The sequence below is a fragment of the Belliella aquatica genome (assembly GCF_014637795.1).
Classification (GTDB): Bacteria; Bacteroidota; Bacteroidia; order Cytophagales; family Cyclobacteriaceae; genus Belliella; species Belliella aquatica.
Genome location: NZ_BMFD01000031.1, coordinates 1 through 4,042, shown reverse-complemented (window position 1 = coordinate 4,042; position 4,042 = coordinate 1). Strand labels below are relative to the sequence as shown.

4 protein-coding genes are annotated in these 4,042 nt (G+C 34.8%); all 4 read right to left on the bottom strand.

The genetic code is table 11. The features are described 5' to 3' along the window. The coding region (locus IEV57_RS18950) for a hypothetical protein (RefSeq protein ID WP_229744574.1) at positions 1–497 on the bottom strand (497 nt) is incomplete at its 3' end. 45 nt (positions 498–542) lie between these two features. After that, positions 543–1,310 (bottom strand): hypothetical protein, encoded by a 768-nt coding sequence (locus IEV57_RS18945; RefSeq protein WP_188444612.1) that lies wholly within the window; start codon positions 1,308–1,310, stop codon positions 543–545. A 1,052-nt stretch (positions 1,311–2,362) separates the two neighbouring features. Then, positions 2,363–3,199, bottom strand: coding sequence for an HAEPLYID family protein (locus IEV57_RS18940; RefSeq protein WP_188444611.1), 837 nt, complete (start codon positions 3,197–3,199; stop codon positions 2,363–2,365). A 524-nt stretch (positions 3,200–3,723) separates the two neighbouring features. Next, positions 3,724–4,042, bottom strand: a 319-nt coding sequence (locus IEV57_RS18935; protein WP_188444610.1) for an OmpA family protein, incomplete at its 5' end; no start/stop codon positions are given.

The following is a 4,042-nucleotide window of genomic DNA, read 5'->3' as shown; positions in this document are numbered from 1 at the left end:
GGTCTGCTCAGGGTCACTTTAAATAATTCTTGGTTCAATTGATTCTGAGCCGGAGAAGTCGAGAACTGGACCGCCCCATTGGTCAATCCCAAATTATCAGTGAGTGCACCAAAATTTGAATTGGCCGTAGTGGTCATTAAATCAGAGCTGACAGTAGCAAAAAATGATTTATCTGTGGTATTCCAGTCGTTGGCACTTTGGAAACAATTGGGAGATTCCACTGCATCCAATATCCCATCATTGTCATCATCAATGTCAAACCTATTGATCACACCATCGCAATCGAAATCATCATCGAGACCTGTGCCATAGTTTGCACAGGCAATAGGAGTTGATATGGATTTATTTTCTTCAGGAGTATAAATAAACTCTGTAACAGAGTTAGAAACCTGATGATAAATAAGTTGTAGCCAATTTGCATCGAGTTTCAAAGTAAACGCATTTAACGTTTGAAACCCTAAAATTAAGACCAAGAAAACTGTTAATTTTTTAAGCAAGTGATTCATTTTATACTTGGGGAAATTTATTTGCATTTGTTTTAACTATTTAATTTTTTCTAAAAGTGAATAGGGCTGAATAATTCCATTCACATCCACGAAATTCAATTGGATATAAGTACCTTTCATTAATTCCCCTTGGAGTAAAAATTGAAGCTTTACTCTACCAGATTGGGTATGATTTCCAAAGGATATGAGCTTACCTTTCAGAGTTGCTCCAACACCAAAGGCAATGATTTCAAGATTTTCTAAAGGAAGGTTTTGACCAGAGCGGCTTTCAAAATCAGCAAATACGGAAATGACTTCTCCATCCCAATTTCCAGCAACAATAGGGCGACTAAATTCAATGCTTTCAAAGTCATAAAGGAAATAATTAGGCAATACTTTCAAGTTGATCTCCTCAGGAAATGGGCTGTGGTTGCATTGGGAGTGATTAAAACCTGATACACCATTAGCTCTTCTTTGTCCAAATTTTATAGGTTGTCGCAAATCGATGATATATTCACCAACATTGGAAAATACTAAGCCAGCTATACTTCCTTTTCCTTTTTTATAAAGGTCACCTCCTACAGTAAAAACTTTCCAAGTCATCTGCTCGTCTAGTTCAAAATAAAAGGAATCCTTGTAGCTCAGGATCAGTTCTTGTTGAATAAGCTTTGGCTGATTAATAAAATCAGAATTACATCCATGTGAACCGACTGTAGGTATATCAAAAACAGCATCGGAATTCCCAAATAACAATTGGGAACTCATGAAAAAACACAGACTGATCATTATAGTAGCTACATGCCCGCTGAGTAAAGTTTTAATCATGCTTTATTTTTTAAGTTTATAATGAATGAACAGCATCTCTTCGATTCAGAAAAGAGACCAACGAATCAAAGTCATTTTAAGCGAGCATAAAACTAGAACCGGATGGAAGAAAAGTTTTTCCTGAAAAATAACATGTATTCCTAAAAAATGAAGGGTAAGAAAAAGTAGCAAAGGGATAATTGAATTGAACATCTGTCATCAGGCATTCAAACCAATAAAAAAGTGCTTTTAATAGGTTTTAAAGACCTTTTTGTCTTAGCAACTTATCTTTGTCAAAAAGATCAACACTAGGCCAAAAAAAATCCATGCAAGCTGCTAATTTCAAGTTGTAATGGATGGCGATGGTAGAATTTAGGAATAAATATCATTTTCTGGGAATAGAAACAGCATAAAATTACTGTTTATCCGATTGAAAATTGAGATCAGCTCAAAAAAATTATAGGTGTCCGCAATGATGCACGTTTGGTAAGAAGAAGCATTAGAATTTAAGAAAACTCGTCAACATACGGTAGGCCACACCTCGTTAGCCATGAGGCAGTTAGCGGAAATTGAAATCGTAAATTCAAGAATCAATTGTTTGGCTTTATGCAAGAAAGCGGATACTAATAAAAAGTTATGTATATACGGAATGATGCCAGTAGTATGATATATTTCTGCTTTTTGATTGATTTCGATACTAATTGATATTAAATATTTGTGGATATTGATCCAATGCAAACATTAATACAAGAACTTGAGATTACTGGCAAAGTAGCGGATAATCATGTAAAAATTTATGCTTATGAGGAAATTTTTCATTAACAATACAAAAATCCAATTTACCTAGCTTCCGATATTAATTGATCTTGGATCTACTCCGCAAACAAGTTATTCATTGATATTGGCTTAAAATCGTTGGTTTATGCTATTGTAAATATTCTACTGGTAAAAAAAGTAGACAATCACAAAAAAATAAAAGCGATTTATAAAATAAAATTTATCTGTGCGAAGACTTCTTTGTTACCATGATCCATCCTTTGATTTATATACAAAACTTAGTAAGAGTATTTTAGTTAATATTTGTGACTTGGTTCATAAACAATTCTCAAAAAAGTACTCAGACCTTCATCCATTCTTTGGAGAGGCACGCCAGTGACTATGCCGACCATCAACTGATCTGAAATATCCAATCTCATCTGCGGTCTCAGGACTGAAGTTATACGTCCATGATCTATCACTTGATTGACTTCAACTCCAATGAAATTACGACTACCGAGCAGCATGTAATGTATACTGGAATTGATTTGATAAGAAATATGAGATCTTTTACCAAATTCCTTTCCTATCGAAGGTCCAGTGTAAAGCAAGGTGTGGTAACGATTCCCCCAATTTTTGGCCGCAACAAAAAAAGGATTATACACATTTCCTTTGAAAAGATTTGACCATTGAATATTCTTAATATCCACAAATTCAAATTCATGTATATAGCCTAAAGCTAAAGTAGTACCAATCTTTGGAGCTACTAAAAAAGACCATTGAGTAGCTAGCTTAATAGACTCGACTCTATTAGATGGTCTATTATCATCGTGAGATCCATTTTTGCTGTAAAAAGAAAAAGGTAATTCCACCTCAAAACCAAGGCGGTCAATTGGTGCCCATTCGTATTCTATAAGTGCTTCATGCTTATCATAATTCCTTCTATCAAACATGCCCCAGCCAACATTCCATTCTTGCTCACCTTTTCTGGCTCCAAGATCCCTTATCAAATCAATGTATAAGGGTTCAGCATGAAGGATCTTAGGTTTGATAGTTATTTCGTGATTATCATCGTTATTTTTTAATGAATCTAACTCGAAAGGGTATTCTTGAACATATGTAAATAGCGAAAGGATTGAAATCAGTAAATTCATTCGTAATATATTTAAGATAAATTAGCAAAGTCACAATATTAGCCAAAAGAACCAGTAGATTGATTTCGGAAAAATGACATGTATTCCTAAAAAATGAAAGGGAAGAAAAAGCAGTAATGGAATAAGTGAATCGGGCAGCTGTCATCAGGCATTCAAACCATTAAAAAAGTGCTTTTAATAGTTTTTAAACACCTTTTTGTCTTAGTCTTTATCTTCATCAAAAAGATCCACATTATGTCAAAAAAAAATCCATGCAAGCTGCTAATTTCAAGCTGTAATGGATGGCTGTGGTAAAATTTAGGAATGAATATCATTTTTTGGGAATAACTAAAACAAGTATATAATGGACATTTGTATACTAGAAAGCGTTTTTTTATAAAGACAAACCCTTTCTAAGGAAAGAGCCTGTCTGATAGTGTTTAAGACTATCTACATATTCAACATGATTCTGATAATCTTTTTTTTAACTAACAACTAGTTTATATGTAAGCCACAAACTAAAACTCCGCTATTCCTTCATACATTTATTTCAGTAGGTCTGCAAAATTCAACTTTCCTACCTTCCATGCAGCAGGAAGCTTATCTACATCTGACCTATCTACCTTCAACTTCAATACTGACCTTCTATTCTGCTGATGCTGCTCCTCAGTACAGTCAACCCCATCAGGACAAGAGGTGACCAATTTGGTCTCACTGTACCAGCTGACACCCATCCTGGATCCAGCGATCCCCTTGTTCCTGAGGTGGAAGAATACGGCCATAGACCTGTTCTTGCTCAACCTGTCATTATAAAGTAAAGTCTGTCTTGAATCCGTATGCGAAGCTATCTCCAACTTCAAAAAC